Origin of the sequence: Cryobacterium psychrophilum (assembly GCF_004365915.1) — a bacterium.
Lineage (GTDB): Bacteria > Actinomycetota > Actinomycetes > Actinomycetales > Microbacteriaceae > Cryobacterium > Cryobacterium psychrophilum.
Genome location: NZ_SODI01000001.1, coordinates 950911 through 968890 on the forward strand (window position 1 = coordinate 950911; position 17980 = coordinate 968890).

The window sequence follows — 17980 nt, forward strand, 5'->3', positions numbered from 1 at the left end:
TGACCGACATGTTTCCGGATTATTACGACCCGGGTCCGGTGCCGGAATGACTCCCGTGGAGAGACAGACAGGCATACCGAATGCCTCCGCAACCGGCACCGAAACACCAGGACAACCAGAACGCCCTGTTTGCCGAGTCGGAACGGGTAGGCCTGCGGCTGGTCAACGGACGCGGCATCCAAACCATCGGCCCCGGTTCAGCCTCTCGGCGCGGACGAATACGCTCGCGGCGTGGCGTGGCGTGAAATCTACGACGAGGTTTGCGGTGACCGCTCCCTGAGCTCACTCACCATTCGGCATCGTTCACGGCAGACCCCGGCTCGGGCGGCACGCGATCCTGCCACCGGAACCGCCGTTCGAGCTGGGCGCCGAGCGCGAACAGGGGGGCCTCGCCGCCAGGGCGACCAATGAGCTGCACGCCCATCGGCAGGCCGTCGGCGGTCTGCGCCACCGGCAAGACGATCGCCGGCAGGCCACTGACGTTCACCATGGAGGTGAAAGGCGTGTACTGCACTTGCTGGGCGAAGTTACGCTCCCCGTCTTCTGCGTCATACCAGCCCACCGGCCGCGGGGTGAGGGCCAGCGCCGGCGTGAGAACGGCATCGAAACGCGAGAGCTGTCGTATGAACGAACGCTCGAACGTGCTCAGCGCGGCGAGCGCCTCGGCCAGCTCGCGAGCGGTCAGTGCGCGGCCGCGGTGCATGAGCCACCGCGTGAGCGGGTCCAGCAGTTGTTCCTGGGCTTCGCCCTCCGCGGGGATGCTCGCGGCCCCGGCCTGCCAGATGGTACGAAAAGCCGGAACGTAGCTGGGATCCGGGTCAAGAGCGATGTCATCGATGCCGTGACCGAGCACGTCGAGTTCTTCCCGCGCGGTCTCCAGGGCTGCGACAGCCTCAGGGGCCAGGTCGATGTCGTAGTCGTTGTCCCACGCCGAGGTCGTCATCACCCCGAGCTGGAACCGTCCTTCTCCGTGCATGGCATGCGCGAGCAGGGGACCGTCGTCCCCCGGGGCACGCAGGGTGAAGTGGTGGTCCGGGTGATTTCCGCGCGGCGTGATCATCGCATCGAGCAGCAGCGCGGCATCCGCTACCGTGCGGGCGAGCGGTCCGGCCACCGAAAGCCCGCCGAGCTTGTCGATACCGGATGCCGCCGGCACCCGACCGCGGGACGGCTTGACGCCCACGAGGCCGCACACCGCCGCGGGGATGCGCACGGACCCTCCACCGTCGGAGCCGGGCGCGAACGGAAGCAACCGGGCGGACACGGCGACCGCCGCGCCGCCGCTCGAACCGCCGGCTCCCAGTCGGAGGTCCCACGGGTTTCGTGCCGGCGGCCCCGCAAGTCCCTCCGTGTACGACGGCAACCCGAATTCGGGTGTGTTCGTCTTACCGAGGCTCACGCCGCCGGCCTCGTCGAGTGCGATCACGAGGTCATCGGATTCCTCCGGAATGAAATCTTGCATGAGCCTCGACCCGAAGCGCGCGGGGACGCCGGCTCGCAACTGCAGGTCCTTGTCGGCGAACGGCAGCCCCCACAGCGGTGCCGTTCGCGGCACACTCCGCTCCACCTGGCGGGCCCTGGCCCTGGACCTGGACGCGGTCACCGTCACAAACGCGCCGAGGGTCGCGTCACGCGCCTCAATTCTCGCCAGGTAGTGCTCCGTGAGCTCAGAGGGACTCAGCTCTCCACGCTGGAGGGCCTGCCACTGCTCGAGCGCGGTCAATTCATGCGGTTCAGCCATGCTGTGAGCCTAGCTTTGCGAGTAGCGTTGATGCATGCCACGCGCACCGTACAACCCCATGGGAACCACCGCCCTGATCACCGGCGCCTCAAGCGGAATCGGAGCCGGGTACGCACACGAACTGGCCCAGCGCGGCGCGGACCTCGTTCTCGTGGCCCGACGCCAGGACCGCCTCGAGGCCCTCGCCGTTGACCTGGCAGAGAAGTACGGCACCGTGTCGACGGTGATACCCCTCGACCTGACCGCCGGGGACGCGGTCCCCGAGCTGGTGGCCGACCTGACGAATCGCAATATCGCGATCGGCACGCTCGTCAACAGCGCGGGCTTCGGTACCATCGGCGCCTTCGTGCACACGGACGCTGCCCGGCAGCTCGAGCAGTTACGGTTGAACGTTATCGCCCTCACGCACCTCACCCACGCTCTGCTGCCCGACCTGGTGGACACGGCCGCCCGGCATCCCCATGCGGCGGCGCTCGTGAACCTTGCGAGCACGGCCGCTTTCCAGCCCATGCCTCACATGTCGGTCTACGCCGCGAGCAAGGCCTACGTGCTCAGTTTCACGGAGTCGCTCTGGTACGAGACGCGATCGACCGGTCTCAAGGTCACCGCGGTGTGCCCCGGGTTTGTCGACACGGAATTCGCCAGCGTCGCCGGAAGCACCACTCCATATCGATCCCTCACCGTGGAACGTGTCATACACAGCACGTGCTCGGCGCTCGACCGCCGTGTCACTCCTCCGCAGGTGATCGTCGGCAAACGCAACGCACTGCTGGCCCGCGCCGTAGTTCTCTCGCCGCGCCGGGCCGTTCTCTCTATCGCCGCTCGTCGTCACTGACGGCGCTGTCAGTGCCAGCGCTGTCAGTGCCGGCTGAGCGCTACTTCAGGCTCTTCTGCATGAGCACGGTTCCGAGCCAGCGCTCGAACTTGAACCCGACCTTGCCCATACGCCCGATCTCCTCGAAGCCGAAGTCCTCGTGCAGCTTGATCGAGGCGTCCGCTCCCTGGTCGGCGATGACGGCGATGATCTCCTTGAGCCCGGCGGCTTTCGATCGTGCGATCAGCTCGGCCAGCAGCTTTCGGCCCAGCCCCTTGCCCGTGGATGCCGCGCCCAGGTAAATGGAATTCTCCACCGTGAACCGGAACGCCCGTTTCTGCTTCCACGGCGCTACGAGGGCATAGCCGAGAACCTGTCCGGCCGGCGACTCGGCCACGATGAACGGCATCCCGTGCTTGCTGAGGTAGTAGAACTTGTCGCGCCACTCCGGCAGGGTCATGGCGTCTTCGTCGAAGGTCACCGTGCTGTTGGCCACGTAGTAGTTATAGATCTCGCGGATGTTCGGCAGGTCGGTGACCCGCGCCTCGCGCATCGTGTACGAGAACGCATTCTCGGACGCCGGTTCCGGCCTCAGGTGCCTCGGCAGCCGTCTTGGCCGCTCATATTCTTCTTCCAGCACCGCGCACGTCCTTTCACGTTCTCTTTCAGATTACTCGAACGCCCAATCCACCGGGGTCGCGCCCTGGGCACGCAACAGCTCGTTGGCACGGCTGAACGGGCGGGATCCGAAGAAGCCCCGGCGAGCCGATAGCGGGCTGGGATGCGGCGACTCGATTATCGGCGTCTCACCGAGAACCGGCCTGAGCGATGCGGCGTCCTTTCCCCAGAGTATCGCCACGAGCGGAGCATCGCGGGCCACCAGTGCCCGAATGGCCTGCTCCGTCACTGCTTCCCAGTCGTGCCGCCGGTGAGAACCCGCCTCCCCTGACCGAACGGTAAGCACTCGGTTGAGCAGGAGCACACCGGCGCGCGACCAGGCGGTGAGGTCGCCGTGCCCGGGCGGCGCCACACCCACGTCGCTCGCCAGTTCCCGGTAGATGTTGACCAGGCTGCGCGGCACGGGGCGCACATGCGGGTCGACGGCGAAGGCGAGCCCAATCGCGTGCCCCGGTGTCGGGTAGGGGTCCTGTCCCACGATGAGCACGCGCACGGAATCGAAGGGTTCGCGAAAGGCGCGCAGCACGTTACCTTCGGCGGGCAACCAGGGTCGTCCCGCCGCGATTTCATCGTCGAGAAAATGCTCGAGTCGTTCCAGCTCGGGGGCAACCGGTGCCAGCGCCGTGGCCCAGCCCCGGTCGATCGGCGCGGCCGTGAGGCTCAGGATCCCCGGGGAGCCTTGGGTCCCCCGGGAGGTCGGTGCGTCGTCTTCAAGCACCGAAGGTGCTCACGAGCACGCCACCGTCCGCCTGGCTCACCCGCCACACGCTGCCGACCCCGGCTACGCTCAGGGCGCCCTCGCCGACAACCAGTGCGGTGTTCTCGTCGATCGCGAGACCGCCATCGATGAGGCCGGCCTCTGTCGCGGAAATCAGCCGGGACAGGGTGCCCCACTGGGCGGCGTGCACGTCCACGGTCACGTCGAGCAGTCCGATGCCCTGCTCGATCGTGATCTCGTCGAGGTCCCCGGCGGTGCCCTGCGGACTCACCTCGACGCCGCCAATGCGCCAGCCGCCCAGGATGGCGCGTTCGGCGGCGATCATCGCGCCGGCCGAGAAGCCGAGGTAGGGCACCCCGGCAGAGACCTGGCGGCGAATCTCCCCACTGATGGGCAGCAGGGCCCGCAGGTAAGCGGGGGTGGCACCCCCGCCAATGAGGATCCCATCGACATCCGCTATCGACAGGTTCGTCGCGAGGCCGTCAGGCTCGAGCACCGTGACGACGGGCTCGAAGGGGCCCGTAGCGGCGAGGGCCGCGGTGAGTCGTGCGCTGTGGTCCGCGGCGTCACCTGCGCCCACGGCAACGATCGCGATGCGCGGCTCACTGCGACCGGATGCCGCGGCGCGGGCCGCTGCTTCCCGGAAGAATGGCCCGTAGACACTCGCGTCGTGCTCGGGCGCAGAGCCACCACCGACCAGGTGCACGCTCATGAGGCAACCCCACCGGTGACGGAATCGAGAGAGAGGGCGGACCGGTGGGGGCCGGCGAGGCGAGTCACTGCATCAGAAGTCATGGTCCGATTTTAGTTCATGCCAGGTCTCGCCGGTCCGGGCCACTACGCCGAGTGCGCCGCTCCCGGCACGTGACGCTCGTCATGACCGTTGTAGAGCGACAGCGGACGGATGAGTGAGTTCGACGCGCGCTGCTCGATGATGTGCGCGGTCCACCCGGTCACCCGGGCGGCCACGAACAGCGGGGTGAAGCTCAGGGTGTCGAATCCCATCAGGTGATAGGCCGGTCCGGACGGATAGTCCAGGTTCGGCAGAATCGCCTTCTTCGAGGCCATAGCGGCCTCGAGGGATTCGTACATCTCCAGCATCTCGGGCGCGTCGTAGTGCTCGATGAGCGTGAGCAGTGCCGCGCGCATCGTGGGTACCCGCGAGTCGCCGCTCTTGTAGACGCGGTGGCCGAAGCCCATGATCTTGCGCTTGTCGACGAGCGCCTGGGCCAGCCAGTCCGTCGCCCGCTCGCCGGCGCCGGCGCCGAGGCCGATCTCGGTGAACGTGTGCATGACGGCTTCGTTCGCGCCACCGTGCAGCGCTCCCTTGAGCGCCCCGATCGCTCCGGTGACCGCCGAATAGTAGTCCGCGAGTGTCGACGTGATGACGCGCGCGGTGAACGTCGACGCGTTGAACGAGTGCTCCGCGTACAGGATCATCGACACGTCGAACGCGTTCACAACGACGAGCTCCGGCACCTCACCGAAGGTCATGTGCAGGAAGTTCGCCGAGTACCCCAGATCGGAGCGCGGCTCGACGAGGCCGAGCCCATGGCGGCGGCGCTGGTCGTACGACACGATTGCGGGCAGCTGCGCGAAGAGGCGCACCGCCTTGGCGAGGTCGGCCTCGGGCGAGTCATCGCTCGTCTGTGGGTCGCTCGCGCCGATGACGCTGACCGCGGTGCGCACGACGTCCATCGGGTGTGCGGTGAGCGGCAGCTCATCGATCACACGGCGTACCGCGGGCTCGAGGTGCCGCAGGGCACGTTCTGCCGTTTCGAAGTCGGCGAGCTGCGTCTCGGTCGGAAGCTCTCCGTACCAGAGCAGGTACGCCACCTCCTCGAAGTTGCATCGCGCGGCCAGTTGCTGCACCGGATAGCCCCGGTATAGCAGGGAGTTCGTGTCGGGGTTGACCTTGGAAATGGCGGTGGTGTCGACAACGACCCCGGCCAGTCCCTTGAAGATCTTGGGCTCGGTCACCGGAGTCCCGGTTGCGTTCGGCTCAGTCATAGTCATGTCGCTCCTTCAGACCTTGGATGTGATGTGCGGGTTGAGGGTGAAATCAAAGATGCCGGAGTCGAAGTGGCTGTACTCCGAGTACTCAAGCAGCTCGTACAGATCGGCACGATGTTGCATCTCACCAAGCATCGGCTCGAGCGTACCCTGCTGCAGAATCGAGTCGAGCCCCCGATCGGCAGCCCCCATGGCGAGGCGCAGAAGCGAAACGGGGAAGATGACCATGTTCATGCCCACGTTCGCGAGCTCGTCAACGGTGAAAAGCTGACCCTTGCCGAATTCGGTCATATTCGCAAGCAGCGGAACGTCCACCGCGGCGCGCATGGCCTCGAACTCGGCGAGGCTACCCATCGCTTCGGGGAAAATCGCGTCGGCCCCCGCGTCGACGAGCTTCCTGGCCCGGTCGAGCGCGGCGTCCAAACCGTCGACGGCGCGGATGTCCGTACGCGCCATGACCAGGAAGTTCGGGTCTCGACGTGCGTCGACCGCAGCGCGGATGCGCTTGATCGCTGTGTCGTCGTCAACGACCTGCTTGCCGTCAAGGTGGCCGCACCGCTTCGGGTTGACCTGGTCCTCGATGTGCATGCCAGCAAGGCCGGCGTCCTCGAGCGTCTGGATCGTCCGTGCCACGTTCATCGGTTCGCCGAAGCCGGTGTCCGCGTCGACGATCGCCGGCAGGTCCGTCATCCTGGCCATCTGCTGGCTTCGGCCGGCAACCTCGGTGAGCGTCGTCAGGCCGATATCAGGCAGGCCCAGGTCGGCCGAAAGCACCGCCCCGGAGATGTACACCCCCTCAAAGCCCTTGTTCTGGATGAGCTTGGCCGACAGCGGGTTGAATGCGCCGGGATAGCGCTGCAGCACGCCTGATGCGAGGCCGGCGCGCAGGGCAATCCGCTTGTCAGCGGCCGAGACACGGGAGTACAGCATTAGAAGATTCCCATCACGCTTGTCGTCGGCAGCAACCCGGGCCTGGCCGTGATCGTCAGCTGGCCGAGTTCGACGGCATTCAGCTCAGGGAGGCGCTCGGCCAGGGCAAGGAAACGTTCGACTTCCGCGGGCTCGAGCACGTCGGCGGCGAGCATCCGGAACTTGTTCACGTATTCCGTGCGACCGAAGGGCTTGGCGCCGAGCGGATGCGCGTCGGCAACGGCGATCTCGTCGGTGATCGTGCGGCCGTCGGTGAGCGTGATGACCACGCGACCGCCGAAGGCCTTCTCCGTGACGTCGAGGGAATGGTAGCGGCGCGTCCATTCCTTGTCCTCGGTCGTGGTCACCTTGGACCAGAGCGCCACCGTGTCGGGGCGCCCCGCGCGCTCGGGCGAGTAGGAGTCGACGTGGTGCCAGCTGCCGTCCTGCAGCGCCACCGTGAAGATGTAGGGAATCGAGTGGTCGAGGGTCTCCCGCGATGCGGTGGGATCGTATTTCTGCGGGTCGTTCGCGCCGGAGCCGATCACGTAGTGCGTGTGGTGGCTCGTGTGAATGACGACGGAGGCAATGGACTCACCCGACGCGAGTTCAGGATGGGCGCGGTGAAGTCGACGTGCGAGGTCGATCCAGGCCTGCGCCTGGTACTCCGCCGAGTGCTCCTTCGTGTAGCTGTCCAGAATGGCGCGCTTGGCGCTGCCGGGCTGGGGCAGGGACACGTCATAGGACCCCTCGGGGCCGTCAAGCAGCCAGGCGATGACACCGTCTTCACCCTCGTAGATGGGTGTCGGGCTGGTCTCGCCGCGCAGTGCGCGGTCCACGGCCTCGATGGCCATCTTGCCGGCGAAGGCCGGAGCGTGGGATTTCCAGCTGCTGATTTCCCCCTTGCGCGACTGGCGCGTGGCCGTCGTGGTGTGCAGGGCCTGGCCGATGGCCTGGAAAATGATGTCCTTCTCGAGACCGAGGAGAGAACCGATGCCGGCGGCGGCCGACGGGCCGAGGTGGGCCACATGGTCGATTTTGTGCGCGTGCAGGCTGATCGACTTCACGAGGTCGATCTGGATCTCGTATCCGGTGGCGATGCCACGAACGAGGTCGCGGCCGGTGAGCCCCTTGGCGGAGGCGAGGTGCTGGGCTACCGCGAGGATCGGAGGAATGTTGTCGCCAGGGTGGGAGTATTCCGCGGCGAGGAACGTGTCGTGGTAGTCGAGTTCACGCACGGCCACGCCGTTCGCCCAGGCCGCCCACTCCGGAGAGACCCTCCGGGCGAGATCGAGGCCGAAGACGGTCGATCCTTCGCCGCCGTTCGAGCGGGGGTGGGCGAGCGCCTGCGACCGGGCCGCCGTCACGGGCTTGCGGGTCAGTGACGCCGCGGCAACGGAGGCGTTGTCGATAACACGGTTGATGATCATTTCGGTGACGTCGTCGGTGACGGCAACGGGATCGGCCGCGCACTCGGCGATCTTCCAGGCAAGCTGGTCCTCGCGGGCGAGGTTTTCTTCACTACGGTGAACTCGAATGTGGTGGAGCTGCACGATGATTCCCTTCGGTTAATCGGCCGGGACGGCCGCTTCCTCACCAAGCGTTGCGAGAACGTTTGTGAGGCTCTGGTAGAGATGGATATGGGTGGCGTGGGCGGCTAGCGAGGTATCGCCGGCGATAATGGCGTCAATGATGAGCAGATGTTCTGCCGCCGCTGCCCGCAGGCGCGCCTGATTTCCGCGGGCTATGCGGCGGATGCGGGCAAGGTGCGTTCGCACGCTCTCCAGGGCACCGAGCAGGAACGGGTTGGCCACGGCAGCGTCGATGGCCGCTTCGAAGTCGTCGATGAGCTCGTAGTAGCGGTGAATCCCGGTCTCGCCCTGCAGCAGAAGCTCCGGAGCATCGCGGAACTGCACGCGCAGGGCCTCGAAGCCCTCCGGGTTGCGTCGCTCGGCGGCAAGCCTCGCGGCGTGCACCTCAAGTCCCTCCCGCAGTTCGTAGAGACCCGTGATGCTCGCGATAGACAACTCGGTCACCTCGAAGCCACGCCCGTTGCGACCCACGACGAGGCCGTCGGCGATCAATCGGGCGACAGCGGCCCGTAAGGGGGTGCGCGACACACCGATCCGTTCCGCCTGCTCAACCTCAAGCAAGCCGGCACCGGGCGCCAACTCACCGTCGAGAATCTCGCTGCGCAACTGCCGATACGCTCGCTCGCTGGCACTGATAGGGGCTTTCGACCCTAGCTTTGCGGATTCTGTATACACAAAACTAATCATATTCCACCAAACCCAGTTATATGCAATACTTCAACCACTCTTTGTATACAGAGGCGTTTCAAAGGAGAGGTTCACCATGAATGGCGCACCACCGCACGGGTCGTATCAGCACACGTGGCAGCGGAGCATTAACTCCCCCGAAGATTTCTGGCTGGAAGCCGCAGACGGCATCGAGTGGAACACGCGACCGCGCGCGGCACTAGAGCAGCGTTCCCCCACGGACTGGTCCTGGTTCCCCGGCGGACGCCTGAACACCAGCTTCAATGCCCTGGATCGGCACGTCCATGCCGGCCGAGGGGCACAAACCGCGTTGATCTACGACTCGGCAATGACGGGCACACAGGCATCACTGACCTACCTTGAACTTCTCGGGCGCGTGTCAAAGTTTGCTGGCGCGCTCCGTGCCAACGGCGTCGGCCGCGGCGACCGCGTCATTATCTACCTGCCCATGATCCCGGAAGCCGTCATCGCGATGCTCGCCTGTGCTCGCATTGGCGCCATCCACTCGGTCGTTTTCGGCGGATTCGCCGCCAATGAACTCGCCGCGCGCATCGATGATGCTCGTCCGTCCGTGATCGTCACGGCATCGGGCGGCCACGAACCCGGTCGCGCAGTGGAATACCTCCCCCTCGTGCAGCGAGCACTCGCCCTCAGCGCTGGTTCCGTGCACACGGTGATCGTGCGCAATCGGAACACCATCCCCGGCTCCGCCGCGGACTACGCCAACGAGCCGGTGTCCTGGCTGGACTGGGACGTCCAGGAGGAGTCCGCTGCACCCGCCGATCCGGTCAGCATGGCCTCAGAGGACCCGCTCTATATTCTCTACACGTCAGGCACCACGGGAAGCCCCAAAGGAATCGTGCGCGATACCGGTGGCCACGCCGTCGCCCTCGCCTGGTCAATGCGAAACATTTACAACGTCGAGCCGGGAGATGTCTATTGGGCCGCCTCGGACGTGGGCTGGGTGGTCGGCCATTCGTATATCGTCTACGCCCCACTCCTGGTGGGCGCCACGACGGTCATCTACGAGGGCAAACCCATTGGGACCCCGGATGCCGGTGCCTTCTGGCGCGTCATCCAGCAGTACCAGGTCAAGGTGCTCTTCACCGCGCCCACGGCCGTTCGGGCGATCCGACGGGTTGACCCCGAACTCACAGAACTCGCGAAGTACGACGTGTCCTGCCTCGCCAGCCTCTTCCTCGCCGGAGAACGCCTCGACCCAGAGACATTTCACTGGGCCAACGACGGACTGCACTGCCCCGTCGTCGACCACTGGTGGCAGACGGAAACCGGATGGGCGATCTGCGCCAATCCTCTCGGAATCGAGGAGCTCGAAACACGTCCGGGTTCGGCCACTGTTCCGGTTCCCGGATACAAGATTGAGATCCTCAATTCAAAGGGGCAGCCCGTCAGCCGGGTGGGCAAAGACGGCAACATCGCGATTCGACTTCCCCTGCCCCCGGGTAACCTGCTGGGAATCTGGGGAAGCAAGGAACGATTCTCGAGCGCCTACCTCACGGCCTTCCCCGGCTACTACGCCACGGGTGACTCCGGTCATTTCGACGACGACGGGTACCTCTACATCATGGGGCGCACCGACGACGTGATCAACGTTGCCGGGCATCGGCTCTCGACGGGGTCGCTCGAAGAGGTCCTCACGCTGCATCCCGCCGTCGCCGAGTGTGCCGTTCTCGGCGTGCACGACGCTCTCAAGGGACAGCGCGCGGCTGGCTTCGTCACCCTCAAGGCCGGCGCCACCATCGATCACGACACCCTGGCCACGGAACTCGTGGCCCTCGTTCGCGACCACGTGGGCCCCGTCGCGGCGTTCCGTGATGTGACGATTCTCGAACGCCTCCCCAAGACCCGATCGGGCAAGATTCTGCGCAAGACCATTCGCCAGATCGTGGACGGAGAGCCGTACACGGTTCCCCCCACCATCGAGGACCCCACCGTTCTGGATGACCTCAAGAGTGCACTCGACGCCTCCGCCAACAAGGCACCGGTTCCGCGCGCACTCGTCGAACCGACGTGACACAGCACTCGCTTTCCCCTTACCCCACTGATACCCCCCACTGAAGCAAGGAGGCTCCAATGAGTGAACAGTTGAAAGACGCGTCACCACAATCACAAATTGACTACATAGCATTCGAGAAAACGGCACGCTTCAAGGCGCTAAAGAAGACACGGAACGGCTTCGTCGTGCCTTTGTCCGCATTCTTTCTGCTTTGGTACTTCGCCTACGTGCTCGCGGCCGGGTACTTCCCCGAGTTCATGGCGACACCGGTATTCGGCCGCATCAACCTCGGGCTGATACTCGGCCTCGGCCAGTTCGTCACGACGTTCGTCATCACGATGGCATACGTGACTTTCGCGAACCGCAAGATCGACCCCCTCACCGAAGACCTTCGCTCTGAGCTGGAAAGGATGGAAAAAGCATGATCACCAGTGCCCTGCACACGGTTTCGACCCTCGTCAAACCCGTGGAGAATAACCCGGTCCTGAACATCTCGATCTTCCTTGCCTTCGTCGGTGTGACGCTGATCGTCGTGATTCGAGCCGGCCGAAACAACAAGAGCGCGGCCGACTATTATACGGGTGGCCGTTCCTTCACCGGCACGCAGAACGGTTTCGCGATCGCCGGCGACTACCTCTCCGCGGCATCCTTCCTCGGAATCGTCGGGGCCATCGCCGTCACGGGATACGACGGCTTCATGTACTCGATCGGCTTCCTCGTGGCCTGGCTGGTCGCGCTGCTCCTCGTGGCCGAACTCATGCGCAACACCGGCAAGTTCACCATGGCCGATGTTCTCTCATTCCGGCTGAAGCAGGGCCCGGTCCGGGTGGCGGCCGCGACCACGACCCTCGCCGTGTGTTTCTTCTACCTGCTGGCACAGATGGCCGGAGCCGGCGGCCTCGTGTCGCTGCTCCTTGGCATCGACGACAAGCTCGGCCAGTCGATCGTCGTCGTGGTCGTCGGTGCGCTCATGATCGTCTACGTCCTGGTCGGTGGGATGAAGGGCACCACGTGGGTGCAGATCATCAAGGCCTTCCTGCTGATCATCGGCGCACTCGCGATGACCATCTGGGTGATGGCTATCAACGGCTTCAACCTGTCCACACTGCTCGAAAGCGCCGTGGCCGTCTCAACGTCCGTTCCCGCGGATGCGATCCTCGCTCCCGGCCTGAAATACGGCGCCAACCCGCTTGATTTCATCTCCCTCGCCATCGCCCTCGTGCTCGGAACGGCCGGCCTGCCGCACGTTCTGATGCGCTTCTACACGGTGCCCACGGCGAAGGAAGCGCGTCGCTCGGTGGTCTGGGCGATCTGGCTCATCGGTGGTTTCTACATCTTCACCCTGGTCCTCGGCTTCGGCGCCGCGGCCCTCGTAGGTGGCGAAACGATCCTCGCCGCTCCCGGTGGAGTGAATTCGGCCGCTCCCCTGCTGTCGCTCGCCCTCGGCGGTCCGCTTCTGCTCGGCTTCATCTCGGCGATCGCGTTCGCGACGATTCTGGCGGTGGTGGCCGGAATCACGATCACCGCAGCCACGTCCTTCGCGCATGACATCTACGGATCCGTCATCAAAAAGGGCAAGGGCAACCCCGATGACGAGGTCAAGGTTGCGCGTCGCACCGTCGTTGTGATCGGCCTCCTGGCCATTGCCGGTGGTATCGGTGTGCAGGGGCAGAACATTGCCTTCCTGGTGGCCCTGGCCTTCGCCGTTGCGGCGAGCGCCAACCTGCCCACGATCCTGTATTCGCTCTTCTGGCGTGGTTTCACCACCCGCGGCGCGGTCTGGAGCATGTACGGCGGACTCACCTCGGCGATCGTGCTCATCGTGCTCTCGCCGGTGTTCTCCAGCACTCCCACGTCCATGTTCGGTGAGGGCGTCGACTTCGCCATCTTCCCGCTGAGCAACCCGGGCATCATCTCGATCCCGCTCGGGTTCATCCTCGGCTGGCTCGGTTCGATCACGAGCACGGTCAAGGAGAGCCCCACGCTGGCTGCCGAGATGTCCGTTCGGTCCCTCACCGGCTTCGGTGCGGAAAAGGCGGTCGAGCACTAGAACACAACCAGGCAGTAACACCTGCACGTACGATAGCGGCGCCCGGGATGAGCCTTCTCTCGGGCGCCGCCTGCGTGCGTGCTGGTACAGCTAACGAACTCTCAGCGGTCCCCGTGCGATTCGGGTGGGTGCGGCCTGCGCCACGGGCTTGATCACGATCAGGTCGATGTTGACGTGGGCCGGGCGAAGCACGCTCGACACGATCGTTTCGGCGACGTCCTCAGCCACCAGCGGGTGGGGAACGTTCTCGTAGGCGGCGGCGGCCTTGGCCGCATCACCACCGAAGCGAACGAGACCGAATTCGTCGGTTTTCACCATTCCCGGCGCGATCTCAATCACCCTGATGGGTTCGCCGTTCAGCTCGAGCCGCAGCACCTCGGTCATGGCATGGGCAGCGAACTTGGAAGCGTTGTACCCGCCACCGCCGAGGTAGGCCACGTGGCCGGCGATCGAGGTGACATTGACGATGTCAGCGGATGTTCCCTCCTCCGTTATCGACGCCCGCAGCAGGGGCAGGATGGCACTCGTCACGCGCTTGACGGCAAGCACGTTGATCTCGAACATCCAGGCCCAGTCATCGAGGCTCGAGCTCTCCACCGAGTCGAGCCCCTTGGCACCGCCCGCGTTGTTCACGAGGGCGTGTACCGGCCCGGATTCCGCCAGGTAGTCCCGAAGCGCGTCCACGTCCTCCTGCTTCGTCAGATCCGCTGTGAAGACCGCTGCCCCGGTCTCCTCGGCGAGCGCCGCGAGACGATCCGCGCGCCGCGCGACGCCCACCACATTCCAGCCCTGATCGCCGAATGCTCGCACCGTGGCGGCTCCGATTCCCGAGCTCGCACCGGTCACCACTGCTCTTCGTGTACTCATTTCTCCATTCTGGCGGGAGAATGGTGTGAATGAGCGCATCGCCCCCCGCCACAATTCAGCCGACCACGCGACGGGTTCCCCTGTGGGACAACGCCAGGTGGATCACGGTCACGCTCGTGGTGGTAGGGCACGCGATCCTCAAGTTGATTGCCGAGTCCGATTCGGCCTACGCGATGTACCTCTTCATCTATGCCTTCCACGTGCCCATTTTCGTGGCGGTCAGCGGCTATTTCGCCAAATCGGGCCCCCCAGGCATGCGCCAGTTGCAGCGCCTGCTCACGGACATCGTCTTCCCCTATGTGATCTTCGAGACCATTTGGACCTGTGTGCGCTGGCTGCTCGGCGGCAAATTCAACCTGGACTATTCGACCGCAAGCTGGACGCTCTGGTTCCTGCTCGCGCTGATAATATGGCGCATCACCCTGCCGTATCTCGTGATGCTGCGCTACCCGCTGCTGATCAGCATCATCCTCTCGATCAGTTCGGGCTACATTGACAGCATTGACAGCACTTTCACACTCTCGCGAACGATCGGCCTGTTCCCGTTCTTCGTCTTCGGCTGGAAGCTGCGCCAGTGGCAAATCACCGACCGGTGGCTGCAGCTGCGCACCGCCGACATCTGGAAGTGGCGAGCAGGCGCCCTCGCCCTGCTCACGACCGTGTACCTGCTCATCTCGCTCAACATCGGGCCGCTGCGCACGCTCAAGATGCGCCAGTTCCTGCTCTACGACGACAGCTATTCTGCGTTCGGCTATACGCAGTTCTGGGCCGGCGGCGTGCGCCTGGCCTTCATATTTCTCGCCTTTGCGCTGATCGTGGCATTTCTGCTTCTCATGCCGCGTCGCGCCACGTGGTTCACGCCCTTCGGCTCGGCCACGATGTACATCTACCTGCTCCACAGCTTTGTGCTCTTTCCGCTGCGGGAAACCGGAGTTCTCGACGGACCGCAGCCAGCCTGGGCCCTGCCGGGCATGATCGCGCTGAGCGTGATCATCTCCGTGGTCCTCTCCCTCACACCCGTGCGGAATGTGGTTCGCCCCTTCGTGGAACCGCGAGCCCGGTGGCTCTTCAGACCGACAGCGGCGACCCCCACCGGCACGATCGTGCTGCCGCAGCGAGACCGTAAGTAGCCGAAACCATCGGTGAACGCGTGTGACGTCGTGTTTCGGCGCGCTTGCGGGCACTCGGAGTGCGTGCCTATGCTCGCTGCAGAGCGCTGAACGCCCCGCTCATCGACGATTACCAGCGAGAGGCCACCTCATGAGCGACAACGCCGCACAGTGGAAGTTCGAAACCAAGCAGGTTCACTCCGGTGCACGTCCCGATCCGGTGACGAACGCGCGGGCCACCCCGATCTACCAGACCACCTCGTATGTGTTCAACAGCTCAGAGCACGCCCAGAACCTTTTCGCCCTGGCCGAGTTCGGCAACATCTACACCCGCATCCAGAACCCCACCCAGGCCGTCGTCGAAGAACGCGTCGCGGCGCTTGAGGGCGGCACCGGCGCCCTCCTCGTGGCGTCCGGCCAGTCGGCCTCCACCTTCTCCGTACTCAACATCGCCCAGGCCGGTGACCACATTGTGTCGTCGAGCTCCATCTACGGCGGCACCTACAACCTCTTCAAGTACACACTCGCCAAGCTCGGCATCGAGACGACCTTTGTTGAAGACCAGGACGACGCCGAGGAATGGCGCCGCGCGGTTCGCCCGAACACGAAGCTGTTCTTCGCGGAGACCATCGGCAACCCCCGGATCAACGTGCTCGACATCAGCCTGGTCGCCGACGTGGCCCACAGCAGTGGCGTGCCTCTCATCGTCGATAACACCATTGCGACGCCGTACCTGATTCGCCCGTTCGAGCACGGCGCGGACATTGTCGTGCACTCAGCCACCAAGTTCCTCGGCGGCCACGGCGCCGTCATCGGCGGCGTCATCGTGGACGGCGGAAAGTTCGAGTGGACCAAGAACGTTGAGAAGTTCCCCGGCCTGACGGAGCCCGACCCCTCGTACCACGGCGCCAGCTACACGACCGCCGTCGGAGAGGGACTGGCCTACATCATCAAGGCGCGCGTGCAGTTGCTGCGCGACCTCGGTTCATCGATCGCCCCGGCGAGCGCGTGGCAGCTGATCCAGGGCATCGAGACCCTCAGTCTCCGCATCGAGCGCCACGTGCAGAACGCGCAGGAGATCGCCGAGTGGCTCGAAAGCCACGCCGATATCGCGTCGGTCAACTACGCGGGACTGCCCTCGAGCCCCTGGTACGCCACGGCCAACAAGTATGCCCCGCAGGGCGTCGGCGCTGTGCTCTCCTTCGAGCTCAAGGGCGGCGTCGATGCCGGCCGTGCCCTCGTCGACAACCTCGAGCTGTTCAGCCACCTCGCCAACATCGGCGACGTGCGGTCGCTCGTGATCCATCCCGCGTCCACGACGCACGCGCAGCTCACGCCCGAACAGCAGCTCACCGCCGGCGTCACTCCCGGGCTCGTACGCCTGTCGGTTGGCATCGAGAATGTGGCGGATCTCAAGGCTGACCTTGAGACGGGACTTGCGGCCGCTCGCGCCGTCGTCACCGCCTCTCGCGCCAACGCATAGGTACGTTCAATCTCCGGGTCGACGTAACATGGCGCCGGCCCCGCCCGAGGGCCGACAGAATGGGAGCCTATGGAATGGCAACTACCCTCAGACACGGTCCCCTCCAGCTTCATCACTGAAGCCCAGGCACGGTCGCTTCTGGGCAAACCTCCGGCGTCCGGCGCGTGGCGTGACGGCGACCCCGTTGGCCACCGTCTCTTCGAGGACATCGGCCCCCTCCACTTTGAAGCAGGCGGGAGCCTGCCCTCCGTGCGCATGGCTTACGAGACATGGGGTCGGCTCTCCCCCACGGGCGACAACGCCATCCTCGTGCTCCACGCCCTCACCGGCGACAGTCACCTGCGCGGGCCGGCGGAGCCCGGTCACAAGACGGCCGGGTGGTGGGGCGGAATTGTGGGGCCGGGGCTGGCCATAGACACCGACCGCTACTTCGTCGTCGCCCCCAACATGCTCGGCGGCTGCCAGGGCAGCGCCGGACCGTCCTCCGTCGCCCCGGACGGTCTGGAGTGGGGAGCCCGCTTCCCCTACCTGACCATCCGGGATCAGGTGGCCGCTCAGATCGCCCTCACCGACCGGCTGGGCATCGATCGCTGGGCCGCGGTCGTGGGCGGTTCCATGGGCGGCATGCACGCACTCGAATGGGCCATCGAGGTTCCTGATCGCGTCGAGCGGCTGGCGATTCTCGCGGCGCCGCCGGTGACGACGGCCGACCAGATCGCCCTCAACTCCGTGCAGCTTGAGGCGGTACGAACCGACCCGTCCTTCTGCTCGGGCAGCTACTATGATGCCAAAGACGGAGATGGCCCCACGAGGGGCCTTGCACTCGCCCGGCGCATGGCCCTTCTCAACTACCGCAGCCCAGCCGAATTGAACCTGAGGTTCGACCGGTCCTGGCAGAGTCCGATCAGCCCCCTGGGCGAGGGCGGCCGGTTCGCGGTGGAGTCTTACCTCGATTTTCATGGCAACAAATTCACCCGCCGCTTCGACGCAAACAGCTACGTTGTGCTGGTCGAAGCCATGAACACGCACGACATCGGTCGGGGGCGAGACGGCGTCGAAGCGGCCCTATCCGTCGTTACTGCCCGAGCGCTCGTCGTGGGGATTGACAGCGACCGGCTCTTTCCCGTCGGGGGCCAGGAAGCCATAGCAAAGCACCTCAGAGGTAACATTGATGGCCAGAAACCAGTCATCATACACTCGCAGTACGGCCATGACAGTTTTTTGATCGAAAATGAGGCCGTCAGCATACAATTCCAGAGATTGCTGGCCTAAGGGGTCGAATATCGGGTCCCTAGCCCGATA

At 65.1% G+C, this 17980-nt stretch carries 16 protein-coding genes; 7 read left to right on the forward strand and 9 right to left on the reverse strand.

Translation table 11 applies throughout. The annotated features are described in order from the left end of the window. Positions 1-286 precede the first annotated feature (286 nt). Positions 287-1741, reverse strand: coding sequence for an amidase (locus EDD25_RS04480; RefSeq protein ID WP_134172215.1), 1455 nt, complete (start codon positions 1739-1741; stop codon positions 287-289). Positions 1742-1775: 34 nt separating this feature from the next. Here EDD25_RS04480 and EDD25_RS04485 point away from each other — a divergent pair, with 34 nt between their 5' ends. Further along, on the forward strand, positions 1776-2576 hold the full coding sequence (locus tag EDD25_RS04485) for an SDR family NAD(P)-dependent oxidoreductase (RefSeq protein ID WP_134172216.1): 801 nt from the start codon (positions 1776-1778) through the stop codon (positions 2574-2576). A 40-nt stretch (positions 2577-2616) separates the two neighbouring features. Here EDD25_RS04485 and EDD25_RS04490 read toward each other — a convergent pair whose 3' ends face one another. From EDD25_RS04490 to EDD25_RS04520, 7 genes are all read right to left on the reverse strand, one after another. Next, on the reverse strand, positions 2617-3195 hold the full coding sequence (locus tag EDD25_RS04490) for a GNAT family N-acetyltransferase (RefSeq protein ID WP_175183034.1): 579 nt from the start codon (positions 3193-3195) through the stop codon (positions 2617-2619). Positions 3196-3225: 30 nt separating this feature from the next. Beyond that, a complete protein-coding gene (locus tag EDD25_RS04495; protein ID WP_198418923.1) occupies positions 3226-3900 on the reverse strand; it encodes a uracil-DNA glycosylase in 675 nt (224 codons plus the stop codon). A gap of 43 nt (positions 3901-3943) precedes the next feature. Beyond that, entirely contained in the window at positions 3944-4663 is a 720-nt protein-coding gene (locus EDD25_RS04500; RefSeq protein ID WP_134172217.1) for a Type 1 glutamine amidotransferase-like domain-containing protein, read from the reverse strand. A gap of 125 nt (positions 4664-4788) precedes the next feature. Continuing rightward, complete coding sequence (locus tag EDD25_RS04505; RefSeq protein WP_422386818.1) at positions 4789-5931, reverse strand: bifunctional 2-methylcitrate synthase/citrate synthase; 1143 nt, start codon at positions 5929-5931, stop codon at positions 4789-4791. A 45-nt stretch (positions 5932-5976) separates the two neighbouring features. After that, a complete protein-coding gene (gene prpB, locus EDD25_RS04510; RefSeq protein ID WP_134172219.1) occupies positions 5977-6894 on the reverse strand; it encodes a methylisocitrate lyase in 918 nt (305 codons plus the stop codon). Continuing rightward, a complete protein-coding gene (locus tag EDD25_RS04515; protein WP_422386817.1) occupies positions 6894-8426 on the reverse strand; it encodes an MmgE/PrpD family protein in 1533 nt (510 codons plus the stop codon). The genes prpB and EDD25_RS04515 overlap by 1 nt, the downstream gene beginning before the upstream one ends. Before the next feature lie 15 nt (positions 8427-8441). Then, positions 8442-9152, reverse strand: coding sequence for a GntR family transcriptional regulator (locus tag EDD25_RS04520; RefSeq protein WP_338419654.1), 711 nt, complete (start codon positions 9150-9152; stop codon positions 8442-8444). A gap of 76 nt (positions 9153-9228) precedes the next feature. Here EDD25_RS04520 and EDD25_RS04525 point away from each other — a divergent pair, with 76 nt between their 5' ends. The 3 genes from EDD25_RS04525 to EDD25_RS04535 are packed head-to-tail and all read left to right on the forward strand — an operon-like array spanning position 9229 to position 13219. Beyond that, positions 9229-11187, forward strand: a complete 1959-nt coding sequence (locus EDD25_RS04525) for an AMP-binding protein (protein ID WP_134172221.1) — start codon at positions 9229-9231, stop codon at positions 11185-11187. A gap of 59 nt (positions 11188-11246) precedes the next feature. Beyond that, the gene (locus EDD25_RS04530; RefSeq protein WP_134172222.1) at positions 11247-11594 is read left to right on the forward strand and encodes a DUF485 domain-containing protein; all 348 of its coding nucleotides are present in this window, start codon (positions 11247-11249) and stop codon (positions 11592-11594) included. Further along, on the forward strand, positions 11591-13219 hold the full coding sequence (locus EDD25_RS04535; protein WP_134172223.1) for a solute symporter family protein: 1629 nt from the start codon (positions 11591-11593) through the stop codon (positions 13217-13219). Before EDD25_RS04530 ends, EDD25_RS04535 begins: the two co-directional genes overlap by 4 nt. 90 nt (positions 13220-13309) lie before the next feature. On the opposite strand, the gene EDD25_RS04540 is transcribed toward EDD25_RS04535, so the two are convergent. Then, positions 13310-14086, reverse strand: coding sequence for an SDR family oxidoreductase (locus tag EDD25_RS04540; RefSeq protein WP_134172224.1), 777 nt, complete (start codon positions 14084-14086; stop codon positions 13310-13312). A 29-nt stretch (positions 14087-14115) separates the two neighbouring features. Between EDD25_RS04540 and EDD25_RS04545 the strand changes: the two genes are divergently transcribed. The 3 genes from EDD25_RS04545 to metX all read left to right on the forward strand — a co-directional run bounded on the left by EDD25_RS04545 (position 14116) and on the right by metX (position 17950). Next, positions 14116-15216: an acyltransferase family protein gene (locus EDD25_RS04545; protein ID WP_134172225.1), complete on the forward strand. Its 1101-nt coding sequence runs from the start codon at positions 14116-14118 to the stop codon at positions 15214-15216. Between the two features lie 130 nt (positions 15217-15346). After that, positions 15347-16678, forward strand: a complete 1332-nt coding sequence (locus EDD25_RS04550) for a bifunctional o-acetylhomoserine/o-acetylserine sulfhydrylase (protein WP_134172226.1) — start codon at positions 15347-15349, stop codon at positions 16676-16678. A 69-nt stretch (positions 16679-16747) separates the two neighbouring features. Then, positions 16748-17950, forward strand: a complete 1203-nt coding sequence (gene metX / locus EDD25_RS04555; RefSeq protein ID WP_134172227.1) for a homoserine O-acetyltransferase MetX — start codon at positions 16748-16750, stop codon at positions 17948-17950. Positions 17951-17980: the final 30 nt, after the last annotated feature.

What these genes read in the sequence shown, in the direction of transcription:
- EDD25_RS04480 (WP_134172215.1), bottom strand. Translation starts at nt 1,741, where the DNA reads ATGGCTGAACCGCATGAATTGACCGCGCTCGAGCAGTGGCAGGCCCTC.
- EDD25_RS04485 (WP_134172216.1), top strand. Translation starts at nt 1,776, where the DNA reads ATGCCACGCGCACCGTACAACCCCATGGGAACCACCGCCCTGATCACC.
- EDD25_RS04500 (WP_134172217.1), bottom strand. Translation starts at nt 4,663, where the DNA reads ATGAGCGTGCACCTGGTCGGTGGTGGCTCTGCGCCCGAGCACGACGCG.
- prpB (WP_134172219.1), bottom strand. Translation starts at nt 6,894, where the DNA reads ATGCTGTACTCCCGTGTCTCGGCCGCTGACAAGCGGATTGCCCTGCGC.
- EDD25_RS04520 (WP_338419654.1), bottom strand. Translation starts at nt 9,152, where the DNA reads ATGATTAGTTTTGTGTATACAGAATCCGCAAAGCTAGGGTCGAAAGCC.
- EDD25_RS04525 (WP_134172221.1), top strand. Translation starts at nt 9,229, where the DNA reads ATGAATGGCGCACCACCGCACGGGTCGTATCAGCACACGTGGCAGCGG.
- EDD25_RS04530 (WP_134172222.1), top strand. Translation starts at nt 11,247, where the DNA reads ATGAGTGAACAGTTGAAAGACGCGTCACCACAATCACAAATTGACTAC.
- EDD25_RS04535 (WP_134172223.1), top strand. Translation starts at nt 11,591, where the DNA reads ATGATCACCAGTGCCCTGCACACGGTTTCGACCCTCGTCAAACCCGTG.
- EDD25_RS04540 (WP_134172224.1), bottom strand. Translation starts at nt 14,086, where the DNA reads ATGAGTACACGAAGAGCAGTGGTGACCGGTGCGAGCTCGGGAATCGGA.
- EDD25_RS04545 (WP_134172225.1), top strand. Translation starts at nt 14,116, where the DNA reads ATGAGCGCATCGCCCCCCGCCACAATTCAGCCGACCACGCGACGGGTT.
- EDD25_RS04550 (WP_134172226.1), top strand. Translation starts at nt 15,347, where the DNA reads ATGAGCGACAACGCCGCACAGTGGAAGTTCGAAACCAAGCAGGTTCAC.
- metX (WP_134172227.1), top strand. Translation starts at nt 16,748, where the DNA reads ATGGAATGGCAACTACCCTCAGACACGGTCCCCTCCAGCTTCATCACT.